Raw genomic sequence first — 18,085 nt, forward strand, 5'->3', positions numbered from 1 at the left:
ACGTGTCATGGCGGTCGGCTGCAGGACGATCGCAAGGAGTGAACGATGCGCCCCGAGGCGGCCTCCCCGAGGCTTTACTTCAGATGAGATTGAGCGCGTCAAGAACCCGGCCACCGCTTCGCTGTCGCCTTTCACCGTGGTGTATTCACGCCGGCGGAGCCGGATTGTTGCCCAGGCGGTGAAGTCGTGTGTCGTCGATTCTACGGTGGCGGCCGGTGCGTCGCTCCTGGCCGTGTGCGTCACGCCGATCCGTCCCTGCCCCGGCCGCGAGCTCGGCCGCGACCGCATCGGTGACCTCGCTGATCAGGTCCGGCGACACCCCGACACCGTACTTGCCGGCCAGATGCGGCGGAGGTCCCGCACCGCTACCGTGATCGCCCCCTCATCCGTCAGCACGGTCTTCGGCAAAGTCCCGTTGCGGCTGTTGCCCGACCCGCGGCCGACCAGATCGTTCTCCTTTTAGCCGAGGCGCTTGGTCATCTTGGTGTCCAGGGCATGCTCCAGCACCGCCTGCAGTTCCTGAGAAACCGGTTCCGTCACGCCGAGGCGGCAAAACCGGGCAACCCTCTGTGCGGGACTGGGAGATGCGGACTCATGCCTCCTCACGGAGGTCGCCGCCGCCGGGATTCGCAGGCGACGCGGCTCCATGGACGACTCGTCCCCGACCGGGTACGGGCGGCGCGACGGCCTCACAAGCGGCCTCAGGAGCCGGTGGCCGACTCCGGCCTCAGGACCGTGACCTCGCTCGGATGCAGCACACGACCGCTGGGGAGTGTCATCTCGAGCCGTGCCACGCGCTCACCGGTGCTCTTCTTGACGAGCGGCGGGGGCTCCTCGTCCAGGGTGAAGAGGAAGTCCCCGCCCCACTGGTGCAATGCGTTCAGCACCAGGCGAAGCGACTCCCCCTTCTCCGTGAGGACGTACTCCTGATACGCGCTGCCGTCCGAAGCGGGCTGCAGACGCAGGATGCCGTGGGAGACGAGTTTGGCCAGCCTTGAGCTCAGGATGTTCCGGGCCAGGCCGAGGTGCTTCTGAAACTCGTTGAAGCGACGTACGCCATCCAATGCGTCACGGATGATCAGGAGCGACCACCGGTCCCCGATCTGGTCGAGCGACCGGGCGACCGGGCACGGGGCAGCACCCAAAGCAGTTCTGCGCACTTGAGTGGCCCTCCCGATGCGGCGCCGTGAGTCGTCTCCCCCGGTCAGCATTGTGGTTGCGAATCTAAACCGTCTCGCTCTCGTGGGCAAACACCCGCCGGCAGGGCGGCCTCGCCTCTTCGCCGTCTATACGGTCGCAACGGTCCGGCGGCGTCGCGCGTGCAGGAGTGTGGCCGCGTACAGGGCGAGGAATGCCGCGCTCACCGCGGCCAACAGCAGCCACGACACCGCCGTCCAGCCAGGCACATCCGTCCCGTGGAGCCAGCGGAGAAGGAAGTTGGTGCCGGCCGCGACAGGGAAGGAGAAGATCCAAAATCCGTAGTGGAACGACTGCTGGCGCAGGTCCGGGATGAGGAATGCGACGACCAGGAGGGTGAAGAGCAGCAGTCCGGCGAAACCCTGGCCCACGGCGTCGAACGTGCCGTGGTTGGCCGCCGTCCAGGCCAGTCCGCCGACGGCCGGCGGGATGACCAGCACCGTGAGGGTGGGACGGGCTGGCCGGGGCATATTGCCGCCGTTGGCGACCAGGCCACCGAGGATGACGGTGCCGAAGGCGAGCCAGTACAGGACGCCGACGGCGAAGGTCAGCGCGGCGACCTCCGTCAGTCGCAGCGTCGAGGCGGTGGCGCTGGAGATGAACGGGGCGGAGACCACCGGCAGCAGATACCCGGGATGCAGCGGAGCGGAGGCCAGACCGCCCGTGACCCAGTGCGCCAGAAGGCGAGCGGCGATGATCGCGGCCGTCATGGCGAACACCGCATAGGCCCATCGGGCGGCGTCCAGTTGGTAGCGGGAGAAGTGCCCGGCCGCGAGCATTCCGACGATGGGGACGTAGGCGAGGGTGAATCCCTGGCCGGGGTGGTGCAGGTGGTCGAGGACGTTACGCCACCGCCCGCCTCCGTGGCGTATGTACTGCACCAGCAGCACCAGCCACACCAGGCCGCTCACCGCGAACAGCGCATCGCCCGCCCACAGGGGCGCGCCGAGAGTGACCGTTGCGGACTGCCATGCGCCGCCGAGCCCGGCCGTGCCGAGGGAGATCGACAGCAGACTGATCCTCTCCGTACGGAAATCGGGTGATCGTCTCGCATTGCCGGTGCGGCTCCTTCCCACAGCGTCGATGGCCGTGGCGTGCGGAGTCCGCTGCGGTGCGACGAACCCGTCCACCGCTTCCTCATGTGTGCCGACCGGTTGCATGGTGCCCTTTCCGCCCCTTTCCGGAGCCCTCGATCAGGGGGCGCGACGTGGACAGCGGAGGGAGATCCCGCCGTCGGCGCCAGCCGTTTCGGTTGCAAAGTTAAACCAGAATGGCTCCGATGGCCAACCAGGACACATAAGAGCCAAAAGTCGTATACTTGTGTCGTTAGGTGGGTGGAAAGTGACTACGAGGAGTGATCGGGATGAGTTGGCCGGCCACGGCTCGCTACGACAGGGACCCAGCCCCAGGCGGACTTGCCTTCGTTCAGGACCTCATGAACACCATCGCCGCAGGCAAGCCGCGCACGACGGACCTCCTTCAGGACCTCGGTGACGCCCAGGCCTGGCTCGATCAGGCACTGGCGGAGTGGGGCAGGGTCACGGGCACCCCCACGGCCGGGATCGATCTCGACCCGCGCGACCTGAAAGAGCTCCGCACCTTCCGCGACGACCTGCGCCGGCCGGACGGAGCAGACGGTGACAGCACCCTTCCCTCGCTGCATACCGCAGCTGTAGCGCTGCAGCTCGGCGGGGACGGACAGGTTCGCGTCGAACCGCGCGGCACCGGCTGGCGGCGCGTGGCGTCTCTGGCCTTGATCGAGATCTTCCAGGCCCAGCAGGCCGGCACCTGGCAGCGGTTCAAGAGGTGCCGCAACGACCGTTGCCAGACGATGTTCTTCGACCGGTCGCGCAACAACAGCGGCGTCTGGCACGACGTCAAGCTGTGCGGTAACGCGGCGAATCTGCGGGCCTACCGGGCTAGGCAGCGCACCAAGAGCGCATCGTAGGCACCACACCGGCCGGTCTCCGGCGCGCGGGGCTGCCTACCGGACCTCCGGTAGGCAGCCCCGCAGCGCAGGTGCATTCAGCGAGCACGACCCCGGGGAGGGCGGCGCGCCAGAGCGGTTTCCCGGCGACACGGCACCCTCTCCCTCGTTTCACTTCCCGCGAGCGGTCAGTCACGGACCCATTCGTCCTTTTTGTCCGGACCGAGAGGGAATCTCCCCGATGCCTCCCCTTGTTAGACACAAGCAAAGCGCTTACGTTTCTGTTGATGAGCTCGTTGAGGCGCCGTCCATTGGTCTGGCGGTGCGGCACCACGACGCGAGCCGCTCCTGCGGCGATAGCCGTACGGCGTGTTGCGCCGTCCCCGCGCCACGTCCCAACCAAGGGAGGTTCCCCGATGATCATTGATGCCGGAGAGCTCGACGCCACTTCCGCGTACAAACTGCTGATCGGCAGCGTCATTCCGCGCGCCGTGGCCTGGGTCAGCACGGTTTCCCCTGAGGGCGTGGCCAACCTCGCGCCCATCTCCTTCTTCACCGTGGTCGGGCGGAAACCACCCATGGTCTCGATCACCCTGCAGCCGCAGTCTGACGGAGTCACGCTGAAGGACACCTTCGTCAACATCCGTGACACCGGCGAGTTCGTCACCAATCTGGCGACGCTGCCGCAGGCGGACGCGATGCACGCATCGGCGTTCGAGTTCGACCCGGCCGTGGACGAGTTCCAGGCGCTCGGACTGGGGAAGGAGCCATCCGTGGTGGTGCGCGCGCCCCGGGTCAAGGAGGCGCCGATCTCGTTCGAGTGCGTCGTCGACCGCATCATTCCGGTCGGGGACGACGGAGTCGATCACGTGGTGTGGGGCAGGGTGGTGCGGTTCCACATCCGGGACGACCTGTATCTGGAGCGAGGGCGGATCGACACCGCCGCGCTCCCGGCCGTCGGACGGCTCGCCGCCGAGTACACCCTGGTCGACAACGTCTTCACCACGCCTTTGGACGAGGAACTGCGCGCGGCCCGAAACGGCAGCCGGATGCGGCGGCTGGACGCACGCTCGGACGGCTTCTCCCCGATCGACAGCAAGGACTGGTCGCCCGCTGGTGCGACGTCCGCTCCCGGAAAGTGAGCACAGCGATGAGGACTGAACGAATCGGGACGACCGGCGTGCGGTTCCGCCGCGGCGGCGCGGGCGACGTGGCCGTCGTGTTCGTCCACGGCTTCCTCGACGACCAGTACATCTGGGACGCGCTGACCGCCGAACTCCAGTCCCCCGTCGAATACGTCACCGTCGACCTGGCCGGCTGCGGGGACCGCACAGCGGCGGACGGAGTGTTCGGTTACGACCGGTTCACCGACGAGGTCGGCGCGGTCGTGGACGCCCTCGGCAAGCCCTTCGTGATCGTCGGTCAGAGCATGGGGTCGGCGGTGGCCGAGCTGGTCGCCGCTGCCCGGCCCGACCGTGCGCTTGGCCTGGTGCTGGTGACGCCGGTTCCGCTGGCGGGCACGCACCTGCCCGACGAGATGATCGAGCAGTTCCGCTCCCTGGGCGGCAGTCTCGAAGGGCAGCGCGGGGTGCGTAACCAGCTGTCCGTCGCCCTGCCGGACGGCGAATTCGACCGACTGCTGGCGACCGGCGTGCGCGTGCGTCCGGAGGTCGTGCGCGACTTCGCCGACACCTGGAACAACGGGCACGCGGCAGGCTCGGAGCCGAGCCGCTTCACCGGCCCGGTACTCATCGTCCGCGGCGAGGGTGACGGGTTCGTCACCGAGGAACTGGTGAACGGTGGGGTCGCGCCGCGCTTCGGCTCGGTGGAGACGGTGTCGGTCGCCAAGGGCGGGCACTGGGTCCACGCCGAGCAGCCAGCCGCGGTCGCCACGCACCTCGACCGCTTCCTCTCCGGCATAGCCGCGTCGGGCGGCAGGACCGCGTCGCAGGACGAGCGCCCGCAGGGCTGGACCGGTGCCTTCGCGCAGCAGTCGTCCGAGGCGTTCGACGAGGCGTTCGCCGCAGACGTGGTGCTGGAAGCCAGCGTGCTCACCCGTCCGATCGAGGGCCGGGACCAGGTCAAGAACGTGATGGGGACAGCGAGCGTCATCTATGAGTCCCTCGCCTTCACCCAGGAGACCGCAAACGGTCAGCAGACCTACCTGGAGTGGGAGGCCACCGCGTTCGGCGGCGTGCGGATGCAGGGCGTGACCGTACTGACCAAGGACGCACAGGGGCAGATCGTCCGAGCCGCCATCCACCACCGGCCGCTGGGCGCCGTCCTGCGGTTCTCCGGTGAACTGCGTGAGCGGCTCAGCGGCGTGGTCCCGGCCGACCTTTTCCACCAGGGCTGAGCCCCGAATTCCTACCAGGAGGTTTCCGATGGCAGAGCGCGAGAACGTCGAGTTCGAGGCCGACGGCGGAGTCACGCTGCGCGGATGGCTCTTCCTGCCGGACGGGCCTGGCCCGCACCCGGCGATCACGATGGCCCACGGCTACGCGGGTGTCAGGGACCACGGTCTCGAACCCTTCGCGCGGACCTTCGCCGAGAACGGGTTCGTCGTCCTGCTGCACGACCACCGCACCTTCGGGGCCAGCGATGGCCAGCCGCGACAGGACGTCGACCCCTGGCAGCAGATCTCCGACTGGCGGCGGGCCATCTCCTACCTGGAGAGCCGGCCCGAGGTCGACTCCGACCGGATCGGCCTGTGGGGCACCAGCTACGCCGGCGGCCATGCCATCGTGCTGGGCGCGACCGATCGCCGGCTGCGGGCCGTGGTCTCCCAGGTGCCGACCATCAGCGGCTACGAGCAGGGGCTGCGCCGCGTCGCACCAGACGCCGTCGCGGTCCTCGAGGAGTCCTTCGCCGAGGACGAACGAGCGCAGCTGCGCGGCGAGGCACCGCGCACCCTGGCCATCGTCAGCGGCGACCCGACGGTGCCCGCCTCCTACCGCTCGCAGGAGGCCATCGACTTCTACCTGCAGCCCAAGCCCGACGGCGTGTGGGAGAACAAGGTCACCCTCCGTTCCAACCGGGCGGCCCGCATGTACGAGCCCGGGACCTGGATCACGCGGGTCTCCCCCACACCGCTGCTCATGGTGGTCGCCCTCGGCGACACGGTCACCGTGACCGACCTGGCCCTCGCGGCCTACGAGCGCGCGCTCGAGCCGAAGCAGCTGCAGCTGATCCCCGGCGGCCACTTCGACCCCTACGTCGCCCAGTTCGACCAGGCCAGCACTGCCGCCCTCGACTGGTTCCGCCAGCACCTCGCGTGAAGTTCGAAGCCTGATACCTGAAGCCTGAAGGAAAGATCATGCCTCACCTGACCTACTCCATCGACGACGCCATCGCCACCCTGGTCCTGAGCAACCCGCCGCAGAACCGCATCGATGCGCAGATGGCCACCGAGCTCGCCGAGGCCCTGGAGGCAATCGGCAACAGCGACGCCCGGGCCGTCCTGATCCGCGCGGAAGGCCCCGACTTCAGCTTCGGCGGCGACATCCTCGACTGGCCGGACGCGGACGTACGGGAACTGCGGACCCTCTTCGAGCGCTACATGCAGGTCTTCAACCAGCTTGAGCGGCTCCCGCTGCCGGTGATCGCCGCCGTCCACGGCCTGTGCTTCGGCGGCGGTCTGGAACTCGCGCTGCGCGCCGATGTCATCTTCGCCACCGAGACGGCCCGCTTCGGCCACCCCGAGCAGACCCTGGGCATCGTCACCCTGCTCGGCGGGATCTACCGGGTCGCCGAACGCGCGGGAAGGGCGCGCGCCTCCGAATGGGCACTCACCTCGGAACAGGTGCCCGCCTCGGTCATGGCCGAGGCCGGTGTGATCAACCGGGTCGTCGCCGACGACGACCTGCTGACCGAGGCAACCGCCTTCGCCCGCAAGGCCGCCAAGGGCCCCACCCGCGCCTACGCCGCCCATAAGGCCCTGCTGCGCGCCTGGGCCGTCGGCGGGATCTCCGCGGCGGACGAGGCGATGTTCGACATCGCCATGCCGCTGTTCGAGACCGACGACGTCAAGGCAGGCCTGGCCTCGGCAGTCAACGCCTCCAAGGCCGGACTGCCCCGTCCCGCGGTCGACTTCCAGGGCCGCTGACAAGCCACCCCATACCCCGGAACCGACCTGGACGCCCATATCCTTCTCAGCCTTTTCCGACGCGTTGGCGTAGGTGAAGGCCACGTTGGCGCCCTCTGCGGCAAGTCGCCGAGCCACCGCGGCACCGACGCCTCTCGACGCCCCGGTGACAAGGGCGGTCTTGCCGGAAAGATGTTTGGTCACGTCGCGAACTCCAATGCGCATCATTGATAATTGCGGCCGAATGGGATTCAGATGCTCTTCTGAACGGCGCCCGTTACTGCGGAAAAATTCTCGAAGAGAAGTTTTGTATCGTCCAGTGCAGCAGAGTCGGTGCCCGCTACAAGCCGTGGACGGGACGGTCGTCGGCCACGGGAAAGTGGCGGCCCGGCCGCGGTGGCGGCCGGGCTCCGCCAATGCCCGGCGACGGACCGGGGCAATCACGTGACAGCCAGGGGTGGATACTCACCCCTGGAGCGACCCCCACACGACCGTCCATTCGCGCACGTCCGCAGTCGCGTGGCCGGAGCGGACGATGGGACTCTCCTGGTAGAGGGCCGTTGCCTGCTCGAGGGAGTCACAGCTCAGGATGGCCATACCGCCGGCGCCGTCGTTGAAGGGGCCTGAGACGACGAGGGTGCCCTCGTCGTACAGCTTGGCCAGGAAAGCCTGCTGCGCCCCACTCACCTCCTGGCCCGGCAGTCCTGCGGGGAATCCGAGCGTCACAACGAAATGCTTCATGTCATCCTCCTGGTCCGGGAGTCCACCCCGCGGGTTTCCGTTGGCCTGTGCCGTCCGGCCGGCGTGGGTGGCGGCGCGACATCACCACGCCGACCGGAGAAGTCGATCAGCCGTTCGGCGCCGCGGGGAAGCGCGGAGCGAGCCACTCGACGACAGACCGCAGGGCCTTGTGCCGTGCCGGCAAAGGCGTGGCGAAATGCGCGGCCTCGAAGAACCGCATCGTCTTGTCCTCGGCCGGACTGGCGTCGAACTGCGCCTTACTGGTGTCGGGGAAGCCCAGGCTGTCCGACGTCAGACTGATCAGAAGCAGCGGCTCGTGAACCGACTTCAGCGACTCGATGAGCGTGGCCCGCGTCGACAGCCCCGACCAGGTGCTCAGCCACGCCCGCGGCGTGACCAGCCGGCCGAACCCGGCAGGCGCGTAATTGACCTGGTCCGGCCGGGACCCGAGGATCGAGGCGGGCGTCCGGGTGGACTTCCAGGCGTGCAGGCTCAGATCCAGGTACGCCGGGTCGGCCTCGGTCCGGTGGACGGTCATGTAGGTGCCGAGCACCGCGCGGCGGGTGATGTAGGTGCGCTCCTCCAGCGGCAGGTCGGTGAACCCCGGTTGCTGCGTCTGCTGCCGGTAGCGCTGCTGCTCGGCGATCAACCCGCGGGCGCGGGCGTCGAGCCGGGCCACACGGTCCCGCTGCGCCGCCCGGTACCGCTCCAGGAAATCCATGGAGTACTTGCTCGGCTCCGGGGGCTCGCAAAAGCCGTTCGCCGGGTTGTACATGTCCAGCTCGGGATCCACCGCCAGCGGATCGTTCTCGTCGATCACCGACGGGTCGATGCCGGTCAGCATGAACGCTCCCTGGCCGGGATGTGCTGCCAGCAGGACGATACCGTCCGCGCTCGGCATCTGAACCGCGTTGAGGTCCAGCGGCTCCCCGGCCGCGGTGTCCCTCAGCCTTCCCGGCAAGGCCGTGCTCGCCTGCTGCTGGTAGAACGCCAGAAGCGATCCACCGCCGCTGTTGCCGAGCAGCACGATCTTCTCGAAACCCCGCTCGTTCCTGAGATGGCTCAGCCCGGCCGCGAGATCGAGCAGCACCCGCTCGTGCTCGCAGTCGACATCGTTGTTCAGGCTCCGCGGCTGGTGGGCGTAGAAGGCGTACCCGGCCTCCAGGACCGCCGGAGCGGCGTAGTGCCGGCTCATGTCGCCCCGGGGATGCGACACCACCACCACCGTGCGCTCACCGCCACGCGCGTAGAGAAACCCGCGCGAGACCACACCGTCAAAGGCGGCAACCGGGATGACCGTCGTCTCGGTCCCCGCCGGCAGCTCGTCGAAATCGATGAGACCGACGGCGTTGGCGCTGATCGACTTCTGCTCAGTCACTGACCGTCACCCGGCGTCTCCTGCCGGACCTGGCTGTAGTGCTCCCAACGCCTCGCGGCCTGGACCTCCGGCGTGGGAATCAGCGCACGCACCGTGTCCACGAAGATCATCTCCATGTCGGTGCGGTCGATCTTCTTCTTGCGGATGTTCTCCATGATCGCGTGCGGGAGGCCGTGGTGCAGGCCCCGCGGGATGACGGAGATGCTGGCCGGGGCGATCTCCAGACTGAGAGCCGTCCCCCTGTGGAAGAACGACAACTCGTCGTAGTCCATGTTGCGGTGGTACGGCGGGAAGGGTTCCGCGTCCGCAGCTGACTCGAGCGGACGGGGGAGCAGGGCGCCCACCATGAAGCTGGGCGTGGCGAACATGGCGGAGGCGGACGGCATGATGTGCATGCGGTCGCTCATGATCGGCCGGTAGTCCCGGATGTTGATCTTGAAAGGGAACAGGTCGCCCTTCCAGCCCTCGACGTCGATCGGGTCGAAGTCGTAGAACGCCGAGGTGTACTCGCCCAGGGTCTTGATCCGCACCGGCCACTCGCCGTCCTCGTTGCGGCCGTCACCCAGCTCGTCCAGCTCCGGGGTGGGCACATACAGCAGGGCCGGATCGAACGGAGCGCGCCGGCCGAGCGGGCCGATGTCGGCGAAGCCGAGCTCCTCGACCGACTCGACGATCAGGAAGTAGTTCACCGGACCGGCCGGACGGATCCGGTACGTCGTGCCCTTCGGCACCAGGACGTAGTCACCGGGCTCATAGGGGATCGGGCCGAACTCGGTGTAGAAGGTGCCGGTGCCCTCGTGCACGAAGTACAGCTCGTCCCCGTCGGCGTTACGCGCCGAATAGGTCATGTTCGCGCTGCGCCGGCTCACCCAGATGGACACGTCGGGGTTGTGGAACAGCCGCAGCGGGCCACCATCGGCGTCCGTCAGGTCGGTGGGCTCCAGCACTCGCCCGTCGAAGTCGAGGTTGTCCGCGTTTTCCTCGACACGCTTCCAGTTGGTCGGCTCGTTGCGCCGGTACAGGTGTGCGTCACGGCCCTCGAAGCCCTGTCGCGTGAGCATGTCCTCGTGCAGGTCGGGCAGCGCCTTGCGGCCCGCCCCCGCCTGCCGCAGCACCTTGCCCCTGCTGTGGTGAATCCACGACCGCATCGGCCTGAGTTCCATCGGACAGTCTCCTTCGGCTCCGTCGGACTACTTCCTGTGACGATGCACGCCACGCACCGAGTGGTGGCACCCCGTGGGGATACTCCGTACTCGCAGGGAGAGGCTGCTGCCGCGTCGGCGCCCTACCGTGTCGCTGAGCGATGCGCACCGCGCGGTCCTCGTGCGTGAGATGACGAGGCGAGGGGCCGTGATGTTCGGCCGGGCCTGCGTCGGACCGCGGGGATCGCCGGGATTTCGTGCCAGGAATCCGTGACGCATACCGAACCGGATGTACGCGCGGCGACGTCCGGTGAGCGGCGCCAACCGTGCGTCGAAGATACAGACCGTCTGTGACCGAACCACATGTGTGACGAAAGGTGAGTCAATGAGTTCCTACCGCGTGGGTCTGCTGGTGCCGAGTTCCAACACAACGATGGAGACCGAAGTTCCTGAGGTGCTGCGTCGGGTGGCGGCAACGACTGGTGACCGGTTCACCTTCCACTCCAGCCGGATGCGGATGAAGACAGTCAGCGAGAGCGAGCTCGCCGCGATGAACGCGGACGCCGATCGCGCGGCGGTCGAGCTGGCTGACGCGTCCGTGGACGTGATGGCCTACGCGTGCCTGGTCGCCATCATGGCCCAGGGCCGCGGCGCGCACCGTGACATCGAGAACCGGCTCACCAAGACGTCGGCGGACGCGGGTGCACCCGTGGACGTCGTCTCCAGCGCGGGGGCCCTCGTCGCCGGACTGCACCACATCGGTGCCCGCAAGGTGTCGCTCGTTACCCCGTATCTCAAGCCGCTCACCGCACGTGTGGTCGACTACATCGAGGGAGAAGGCATCGAGGTCCAGGACGCCATCAGTCTGGAGGTGGACGACAACCTGGCCGTCGGACGCCTCGACCAGGGACAGCTGCCGGAGATCGCACGCCGGCTCGACACCCGCGGGGCTGACGCGGTGGTGCTGAGCGCTTGCGTGCAGATGCCGTCCCTGGACGCGATTCCCGCCGCCGAAGCCGTCGTCGACCTGCCGGTCGTCACCGCCGCGACCGCCACGTCCTGGCAGGTGCTGTCCGCACTGGAGGCCTACGCCCCGGTTCCCGGAACCGGCGCACTGTTTCGAGGCTGAGGCCGGGGAGGCATCTCCAAAGAAGCCTTGACCCTCGAAGCCATGACGTGAGAACCGCCTCGACGAACGAATGGCTCTCGTGGCCGCACATGCGGGAGAGCCCGCACACCGTCCGCGAGCGCGTCGCTTCTCGCATGTGAACGACCTGCCGAACGTCTACCTGTTGTCATAAGGAGCCCGTCATGACGGCTGGAAATGCTACGGAGCCGCGCAACGGCGCGCCGGGGCGCCTCGGAGACCCTGAGCGGTCGCTCAAGACCGATCCCCGGGTCCATCCGGGTGTCATAGCGGCGCTGGCGCCGTTCGGGCTCGACGGGCTGGCGACAGCGCCACCGGTGAGTCCCCGTTCCACGCGTGCGGAACTGCTGGAATTCGCGGCCGGCGCCGAGTCGGCCTTCGAGCCGGTCTTCGAGGCGCTGACGGCCGGACTGCCCGAGGTCGAGGGCGTCGTGTCCCAGACGCACACCGTCACGGGAGCGGACGGCCACGAGATCAGGCTCTATGCGTCCCGCCCAAAGGACGTGCAGGGCCCGCTGCCGTGCGTCTACCACATTCACGGCGGCGGCATGGTCATCATGGGAGCCACGAGCGCCGTCTACAACCGGTGGCGGCAGGAACTTGCCGCTACCGGCCTGGTCGTGATCGGCGTCGAGTTCCGCAATGGTGCGGGCAAGCTCGGCCCGCATCCCTACCCAGCCGGGCTGGAGGACTGTGCCACCGGTGTGAAGTGGGTCGCGGCGCATGCCGCCGAGTTGGGTGTGTCGAACATCGTGGTCTCGGGCGACTCGGGCGGCGCCAACCTCGCTCTCGCGCTGGCCATCAAGGCCAAACGGGAGGGCTTCCTCTCCGCGATCTCCGGGGTGTACGCGCAGTGCCCGTACGTCTACGGCAAGTGGGCCCATGACAGCGAGGAGCTGCCATCCGTGGCCGAGAACGACGGGTACTTCAACCACCGCGACATGATGCAGGTACTCGCCGAGATCTACGACCCAGGTTCGGCGAACATCGACGAAGCGACCTGCTGGCCCTCCCGGGCCACGACCGCCGACCTGGAGGGGCTTGTGCCGCACGTGATCTCAGTCAACGAGGTCGATCCGCTGCGTGACGAGGGACTCGACTACTACCGCAAGCTGCTCGCGGCAGGCGTCCCGACGATCGGCTGGATGAACATGGGACTGTGTCACATCGGCGAGGTCCTCTTCCGCGCCACGATGCCCGATGTCTACGCAGCCACGGTCCGCAGCATCAACAGCTTCGCTCACTCCATGCGGTGACCTGCGTCACGACAGATGAGGAGCTCGACTTCTCGGCATCGGAGTCGAGTTCCTCTCGTACACCGGCGCACAGAGCCGGGCGTCAGAGGCTCGTGCACCAGCGCCGGATCACGTCCGGCGGCGTGGCGTAAGCCGGGCTGAGGACGGGCGCCCGCCCGGTACAGTTCCCGAACCCACCGTACTTGACATTTCAACCAGCTATTAATTCTAACTTGACCGAACAAGCGCCGCGCGACCGCTTCTGACGCCATTGCGGGCGACTCATCACTGTCGGCGTGCGTCTGACAACCAACGTTCCGCCTTCTCCTTACCAATGAGGGTGCTTTCCCCATGTCAATGGCATTCGAACACCACACAAGCGGATCACTGTACGTTCCTGCGGGCGAGGGTCTGGTCAAATGGATGGCCGGAGATGAGTACACAGTCAAGGCTTCTGCGAACGAGACGAACGGATCGCTCGGCTTCATTGTCGGCACCGTTCCCCCGGGCAACGGTCCCGTCGCGCACTCTCACACGCGCCACGACGAAGCATTCTTCATGCTCGATGGCGAGCTGGAGTTTCTCGACGGCGACAAGACTTTCGTGGGGTCGGCCGGTGACTTTGTCTTCGTTCCGCGCGGCGTGCGACACCGATTCAAGAATATCTCCTCCCGCGACGCAAAGTTGGCTTTCTTGTACACCCCGGGCGGTATAGAGCGCTCGATGATCGAGCATGGACACGACCCGGAGCCTGGGCAGCGGCCGAAGCTTTGGACAGCCGACGATTTCTCGCCGGGGTTGGTGGCGATGATGGAGGAGCTCGGCACCCTCGTCCTTCCCGAGCAGAATCCGTGACGTTGTCAACTCGATGGGAGTGGTCCCGGTCAGGGCGGGTTAAGTCCCGCTGGGGGCCGTGATGGTGCCGCGGCCGGGCCGCGGTGGGCAGGCCGGCGCCCACGTTCCAGGTGGTGAGTCGGCGGGTCATCTCGGCGCGGCGGGCAGGAGCGCTGGGCCTGGATCCACAGAGCCGCATTCGATGAGTGCGGCTCTGTGATTTTCGTGCTGGATTCTGCGGTGTTTTCGCTGGTGGGCAGGGGTGGTCACCGGCCTCGATCTTTCATGACCAACCATCACAAGTGCTGTGGCCTGGGGTGATGCGCACGATGTCCCGCACCCGACAGGCGCACGGACGATAGCGGATATCCTGCGCGTCACCGCAGATGGGAGCCGTCCTGGGGCGCGTATCGAGTCGTGATCAATCTGCGGGATCCGTCCTGGTGGCGGGGGCCGATCCGGTGGATCGTCTTGCATGAGGCGAGCCCAACCGACCGATCAGGAGTGGGAGTTCATCGGGCCGTAGCTGCAGATCGGCAGCTACGGCCCGTACCCCGAGCGGCTGCCGCAGCGGTTAGAGGGCGTGATCTGGCGGTTCCGGGCGGGCGGGCAGTGGCGCGAGATGCCGAAGGAGTTCGGTGCCTGGCCGACCGTTCGCAACCGCTTCCGGCAGTGGAGGGACGCCGGTGTCCTCGAAGCCCTGCCGCGGTGCCTGACCGCGGAAGCCATGAAACGGAGTGAGGTGGACCTGTCCCTGGTCAGCGTGGACTCCACCACCGCCCGGGCCCACCACGACGCTGCCGGGACGCATCTCGTCCAGGACGTCGTCACCGCCCTGGAACAGGCGGACGCCGAGGGGAGAAGGCCCGGCAAAAGGGGGCGAACCGGAGGGACACGACGGGCAGGACGCCGGAAATGACCCCCAGCGGGAAGAGCGACGACGCACCGCCACCGGCGCGAGCTCCGGCTGAAAGCTGCCCTGCTCGGGCGCTCCAGGGGTGGCCAGACCAGCAAGATCCGTCTCGCCGCCGACCGCAAGTGCCGCCCGCTGGCGTTTGTCCTGACCGCGGGACAGGCCGCAGCAGCCCGCAGTTCATCCCCGTACTCAAGATTGGACGATGCGGAGAGGTGGAGGTGCGGAGAGCAGCGCTTTGATGGCGGACGTGGTCTTCTCGTCGCGCGGCAGCCACAACTGGAGCCAGTGGTTGGCCTCTCCGACGAGGAGAACCTCACGACTGAGGTTGAGGATCCCGGCATCGGGGTGAGAGAGACGGCTGCCGCCCGGTTGCCTGAACGCGACCGGGTGAGCGGCCCACCGCGACGCGAACTCAGGAACCGCACCCAGGTCGTCGACCAGGGTGCGGAACTCGTCGTCGAAACCCCAGTCCGGTTGGGCGGACCGCAGCCAGCCCACCACCTCATCCGCTGTAGCCGCCCAAGCACGGTCGGCGAACACCTGGCGCGCCGTGGGGTTCAGGAAGTGGTAGCGAATGAAGTTGGGCGAGTCCTCATCCAGCACACCCATCGGCCTGATCACCGCTTCGCACGCGCTGTTCCATGCCACAACGTTGTAGATCGGCCCGAGCAAGCACGCCGGCGTGGGATCGAGATGGTCCAGCAGCGCACGCACCGTGGGCCGTACCTCATCGCTGACCGGGCGGGGAGCTGGGAAGAGCGCGGCGCTGTGCCGTTTCATGGCCAATATCGCAAGGTGCCGCTTCTCGTCATCCGAGAGCCGCAGCGCCTCGGCGAGCGCGGCGAGCACCGCGACAGACGGATTGGTGTCCCGGCCCTGCTCCAGCCGTTCCAGATACTCGATGCTCAAGCCGGCGAGCGTGGCGAGTTCCTCCCGTCGCAGTCCGGGGGTTCGCCGCCGACCGTACGACGGCAACCCGACCTGTTCGGGTTTCAGTTGCTCCCGGCGCGATCGCAAAAACGCCGCCAGCTCGCCTCCGTTGGTCATCCTCCCATCACGCCCCCCAGTCCGCACCGTAGGCTCTCCCTCCGGGTACCACGATCGTGCGGGCCGTGTGCCGACGGATGCCCGCGGCGGATTGCCGGACTGGACAGCGCTCAGCGACGATTCCGAAACCCGCTCGATGAAATTTCCCACCCTGGGCGACTCGTTTCCGAACATCGCTCCGGTCGGCGACGGCCCGCTCGAGCCGCATCTCGCGCTCCCGGTCCCGGAAGCAGCCCGGCCCGAACCGAGCCACACCGCTCCTTCCCCTCCGCCAATCCACATGGCGCGCGAAGCGATCGATCCACTCGCCCGGCGTGACCGGCCGGCCTCCACGACAAGCCGCGCCGAAATCGTCAGAGTTGGGGCGGAGGTTCAGCATCGCGGGCCCACGGTCATCTTCGCTCAACTCCCCGGGCAGCACGGCTCGCCGTCCTCTTCTTTGACGGCACAGCGTGGGTGGACTCTTCGCCCTGCCTGGACCTTGACTGATCCATATACGCCGAATTATGAGTCTCTCCGGGCTCAGCTCAGTACCCCGGAAAATGATCGATCACCGGCGATGGAGGCGGCAGTTCGGTCACGGCCGCTCCCGGAGTGCTCTTGCGAAGCGAAGGAAAGCCCGGCCTCCATGACCAGACCTACTGCCTTTCGCGGGTCCTTCTCCCGCTGCGCGCGTTCCAGTGCGGGAGCGATCACATCGTTGAATTCCTGGTCGAGAACGGCCTTTACAAGCTCTTCCTTGCTAGGGAAGCGCCGGTAGAGCGTGGCAATACCGAGCCCCGCCTCGGCCGCGATCTCTTCCATGGGGACGTTCAGGCCACCACGGCGGAACACCGCATGCGCGGCATCGACGATACGGCGAACGTTGCGAGCCGCGTCGGCCCGGAGTTTTGGCTGGTCAGCATCGGTCACTCGGACAGTATAGCAACTGATGCCAGCCTATCAGTTGTCACGTCCAGGACGTATCTGATAGGCTCCAATCGGTTGTGAAGATGAGGCGACGCGGTGCGTTTTCCCATAGTGCGGCAGATCGTAAGGGTGAGTCCTGGCCTGGCGTACGTCGCGCAGCGCCTCCTCATGATGTCGCGGTATTTCGCCTCGCAGCCATGGGGCGGCCCGTGTACGGCCCTCGCGAATTGCGCACCCGTGAAGCTCCCTGAGCCGGCAGGGCCCTGAAAGTCTCCCGCAGCCGCCGGGCGGGACTCGCTGATCGATCTTACTGGGGGTAAGGCCTGGGCCTGCCCAGGACCTGTGGGCCCTTCGCAATTCATTGCACGGGGCAGAACAAGGAAGGAAGTTCCTCGTATGAACGAAGCCACCATGCGGGCCTATCGGATCCCTTCGCTCAATTCCCCGGCCGAATGGGCGCAGATACCTGTGCCCAGCCCTGACTCCGGCGAAGTCCTGATCCAGATGGCGGCGGCCGGTCTGTGCCATACCGATCTGGAAATCATGGACAAGGGCGTGCAGTTCGTACCGCACAAGGACCGTCCCTACACGCTCGGGCACGAGAACGTCGGTTACGTGGCCGAGCTCGGCCCAGGGGTCACGGACATGGTCGTGGGCGAGGCGGTCGTAGTGAACTCGGGCATGACCTGCGGCACGTGTGAATACTGCCTGGCCGGCCAGGACAACTACTGCGACAACCGTCCCGGTTACTACGGCCTGAGTGACGACGGCGGCCTCGCCCCCTACCTCCTCGCGCGGCGCCGCGACCTCATACCCATCGGTGACCTCGATCCGATCCAGGCCGCACCGCTCGGCGACGCCGCCGCGACCGCGTACGGCGCCGTCAACGCCGTCCTGCCATACATCCACCCGAACGGTTTCGTGGTCGTGGTCGGCATCGGCGGCCTCGGCTCGTTCGCCCTGCAGTTCCTGCGCCTGAACACCTCGGCCACCATCATCGCGGTCGACCTGGCCGACAAGCTTGCCCACGCCCGCAGCCGAGGCGCCCACCACACCGTCACCAGCGACCCCTCGGCGGCAGCGACGATCAGGGAGCTCACCGGCGGTCGCGGTGCCGACGCAATCATCGACTTCGTCGGTGTCGACGCCACGTTGCAGCTCGCCACCGACGTCGTCCGTCCCACCGGCTGCATCAACTTCGTCGGTACGGGCGGCGGCACCCTGCCGTTCCATTTCATGGACCCGCCCCTGGGCGTGCACGTCGTCGCCACGGCCAGCTATGCGATGCGGGAACTGAAGGACCTGGTCAGGCTCGCCCAACGAGGCCTGATCACCGTCGACGTCACCACGTACGCCTTCCAAGACCTGGAGGAGGCCTACCGTGCCCTGCGAGAGGGCCGGATCCTGGGGCGCGCGGTCGTCACCTTCGACGGCAAACGCCCCGCAGCGTGACATGTGAATTCCACTTACCTGAGTGCCCGAACTCAAGGTCCCTCGATGGGCGTCCCACGAGCCACTGAGAACTACG

General features: G+C 67.4%; 17 protein-coding genes and 2 pseudogenes. 10 read left to right on the plus strand and 9 right to left on the minus strand.

What is annotated here, in order from left to right:
* Positions 1-268: 268 nt before the first annotated feature.
* The 3 genes and pseudogenes from C4B68_RS44995 to C4B68_RS01845 form a co-directional block, all read right to left on the minus strand.
* Positions 269-546 (minus strand): annotated as a pseudogene (locus C4B68_RS44995) (transposase); the annotation flags it as partial.
* A 155-nt stretch (positions 547-701) separates the two neighbouring features.
* A complete protein-coding gene (locus tag C4B68_RS01840) occupies positions 702-1,211 on the minus strand; it encodes a winged helix-turn-helix transcriptional regulator (RefSeq protein WP_167458982.1) in 510 nt (169 codons plus the stop codon).
* A gap of 75 nt (positions 1,212-1,286) precedes the next feature.
* Complete coding sequence (locus C4B68_RS01845) at positions 1,287-2,357, minus strand: SLAC1 family transporter (protein WP_099506095.1); 1,071 nt, start codon at positions 2,355-2,357, stop codon at positions 1,287-1,289.
* Positions 2,358-2,632: 275 nt separating this feature from the next.
* On the opposite strand from C4B68_RS01845, the gene C4B68_RS01850 reads away from it, so the two are divergent.
* The 5 genes from C4B68_RS01850 to C4B68_RS01870 all read left to right on the plus strand — a co-directional run bounded on the left by C4B68_RS01850 (position 2,633) and on the right by C4B68_RS01870 (position 7,229).
* Complete coding sequence (locus C4B68_RS01850) at positions 2,633-3,145, plus strand: CGNR zinc finger domain-containing protein (RefSeq protein WP_240634124.1); 513 nt, start codon at positions 2,633-2,635, stop codon at positions 3,143-3,145.
* 395 nt (positions 3,146-3,540) lie between these two features.
* The gene (locus C4B68_RS01855; protein WP_099506093.1) at positions 3,541-4,266 is read left to right on the plus strand and encodes a flavin reductase family protein; all 726 of its coding nucleotides are present in this window, start codon (positions 3,541-3,543) and stop codon (positions 4,264-4,266) included.
* Positions 4,267-4,274: 8 nt separating this feature from the next.
* Positions 4,275-5,480 (plus strand): alpha/beta fold hydrolase, encoded by a 1,206-nt coding sequence (locus C4B68_RS01860; RefSeq protein ID WP_099506092.1) that lies wholly within the window; start codon positions 4,275-4,277, stop codon positions 5,478-5,480.
* 28 nt (positions 5,481-5,508) lie between these two features.
* A complete protein-coding gene (locus tag C4B68_RS01865; RefSeq protein WP_099506091.1) occupies positions 5,509-6,402 on the plus strand; it encodes an alpha/beta hydrolase in 894 nt (297 codons plus the stop codon).
* 38 nt (positions 6,403-6,440) lie between these two features.
* On the plus strand, positions 6,441-7,229 hold the full coding sequence (locus C4B68_RS01870) for an enoyl-CoA hydratase/isomerase family protein (protein WP_099506090.1): 789 nt from the start codon (positions 6,441-6,443) through the stop codon (positions 7,227-7,229).
* 96 nt (positions 7,230-7,325) lie between these two features.
* Here C4B68_RS01870 and C4B68_RS40990 read toward each other — a convergent pair.
* The 4 genes and pseudogenes from C4B68_RS40990 to C4B68_RS01885 all read right to left on the minus strand — a co-directional run.
* A pseudogene (locus C4B68_RS40990) lies at positions 7,326-7,436 on the minus strand (hypothetical protein); the annotation flags it as partial.
* Positions 7,437-7,673: 237 nt separating this feature from the next.
* Complete coding sequence (locus C4B68_RS01875) at positions 7,674-7,949, minus strand: YciI family protein (protein ID WP_099506089.1); 276 nt, start codon at positions 7,947-7,949, stop codon at positions 7,674-7,676.
* 106 nt (positions 7,950-8,055) lie between these two features.
* Positions 8,056-9,327 carry an alpha/beta fold hydrolase gene (locus C4B68_RS01880; protein WP_099506088.1) on the minus strand — a complete coding sequence of 424 codons (1,272 nt, stop codon included), beginning with the start codon at positions 9,325-9,327 and terminating at the stop codon, positions 8,056-8,058.
* Complete coding sequence (locus C4B68_RS01885; protein WP_099506087.1) at positions 9,324-10,490, minus strand: homogentisate 1,2-dioxygenase; 1,167 nt, start codon at positions 10,488-10,490, stop codon at positions 9,324-9,326. The genes C4B68_RS01880 and C4B68_RS01885 overlap by 4 nt, the downstream gene beginning before the upstream one ends.
* Positions 10,491-10,854: 364 nt before the next feature.
* On the opposite strand from C4B68_RS01885, the gene C4B68_RS01890 reads away from it, so the two are divergent.
* The 4 genes from C4B68_RS01890 (at position 10,855) to C4B68_RS44585 (ending at position 14,604) form a co-directional block, all read left to right on the plus strand.
* A complete protein-coding gene (locus tag C4B68_RS01890) occupies positions 10,855-11,598 on the plus strand; it encodes a maleate cis-trans isomerase family protein (RefSeq protein WP_099506086.1) in 744 nt (247 codons plus the stop codon).
* Between the two features lie 182 nt (positions 11,599-11,780).
* Positions 11,781-12,872 carry an alpha/beta hydrolase fold domain-containing protein gene (locus C4B68_RS01895; RefSeq protein WP_099506085.1) on the plus strand — a complete coding sequence of 364 codons (1,092 nt, stop codon included), beginning with the start codon at positions 11,781-11,783 and terminating at the stop codon, positions 12,870-12,872.
* A gap of 330 nt (positions 12,873-13,202) precedes the next feature.
* The gene (locus C4B68_RS01900; RefSeq protein WP_099506084.1) at positions 13,203-13,706 is read left to right on the plus strand and encodes a cupin domain-containing protein; all 504 of its coding nucleotides are present in this window, start codon (positions 13,203-13,205) and stop codon (positions 13,704-13,706) included.
* Between the two features lie 541 nt (positions 13,707-14,247).
* Entirely contained in the window at positions 14,248-14,604 is a 357-nt protein-coding gene (locus C4B68_RS44585) for a transposase (RefSeq protein WP_420824034.1), read from the plus strand.
* 186 nt (positions 14,605-14,790) lie between these two features.
* On the opposite strand, the gene C4B68_RS01915 is transcribed toward C4B68_RS44585, so the two are convergent.
* Both C4B68_RS01915 and C4B68_RS01920 read right to left on the minus strand, forming a co-directional pair.
* Positions 14,791-15,648, minus strand: coding sequence for a helix-turn-helix transcriptional regulator (locus C4B68_RS01915; RefSeq protein WP_240634125.1), 858 nt, complete (start codon positions 15,646-15,648; stop codon positions 14,791-14,793).
* Positions 15,649-16,170: 522 nt separating this feature from the next.
* On the minus strand, positions 16,171-16,560 hold the full coding sequence (locus tag C4B68_RS01920; RefSeq protein WP_240634127.1) for a TetR/AcrR family transcriptional regulator: 390 nt from the start codon (positions 16,558-16,560) through the stop codon (positions 16,171-16,173).
* Between the two features lie 393 nt (positions 16,561-16,953).
* On the opposite strand from C4B68_RS01920, the gene C4B68_RS01925 reads away from it, so the two are divergent.
* Positions 16,954-18,009 (plus strand): alcohol dehydrogenase catalytic domain-containing protein, encoded by a 1,056-nt coding sequence (locus tag C4B68_RS01925; protein WP_099506081.1) that lies wholly within the window; start codon positions 16,954-16,956, stop codon positions 18,007-18,009.
* Positions 18,010-18,085: the final 76 nt, after the last annotated feature.

The organism is Streptomyces dengpaensis (assembly GCF_002946835.1).
In the GTDB taxonomy this organism is placed as follows: Bacteria; Actinomycetota; Actinomycetes; order Streptomycetales; family Streptomycetaceae; genus Streptomyces; species Streptomyces dengpaensis.